This window comes from Psychrobacter sp. 1U2 (genome assembly GCF_051847575.1).
Map to the genome: position 1 here is coordinate 1 of NZ_JBPYDC010000888.1, position 787 is coordinate 787.

Sequence of the window (787 nt, forward strand, 5' to 3'; positions counted from 1 at the left end):
CCAATGCGGATTTGGCTAAACCTTCTGTTAACCTTGAACCACCAATGATCATTTTTAGCCCATTAAAGCTAACATCTCGATCTTGCGCCTCTTTGAGTACCATTTGTAATATCGTTGGTACGCAGTGGGTAATACTGACCTCTTCATTAATGATTAGATCTAACAAAGTATCGGGCGCATAACGTCCTGGATAAACTTGCTTTAAACCAATCATCGTGGCCGTAAACGGAAAGCCCCAGGCATGGACATGGAACATCGGTGTCATCGGCATATAGACATCACCGTAGCTGACGCCTTGCTTATTGGGCAGCATACCAAGTGACGCAGCTTCCGCTAGGCTATGTAATACCAATTGGCGATGACTAAAGAACACGCCTTTTGGATCACCTGTCGTTCCTGAAGTATAGAAGGTTGTGGCAATAGTATTTTCATCAAAATCCGGAAAGTCAAAGGTAGTGTCAGCCGCTGCTAATAACGCTTCATACTCACCTGTTACGCGACTTTGATTACCACCAAAGACACCTTCATGCGACACACCATTGTCATCTAACCAAATAATATGCTCAATACTTGAGTTTTCAAACTGATAATCTTTAACCAAAGGCGCAAATTCAGAATTGAGCATCAATACTTTAGGCTTGGCATGATTAATGGTATAAAGAATTTTTTCTGGGGACAGACGGATATTGACCGTCTGCAAAATATATTGCGACATAGGTACTGCAAAATAAGACTCAAGATAGCGATGACTATCCCAGTCCATAACCGCTACCACATCACCTGCATC

1 protein-coding gene is annotated in these 787 nt (G+C 42.4%); it reads right to left on the bottom strand.

Going from position 1 to position 787, the window contains the following annotated elements; translation table 11 throughout:
* A partial coding sequence (locus ACS8FD_RS19355; RefSeq protein WP_439277058.1) for an AMP-binding protein occupies window positions 1–787 on the bottom strand: 787 nt, incomplete at both ends.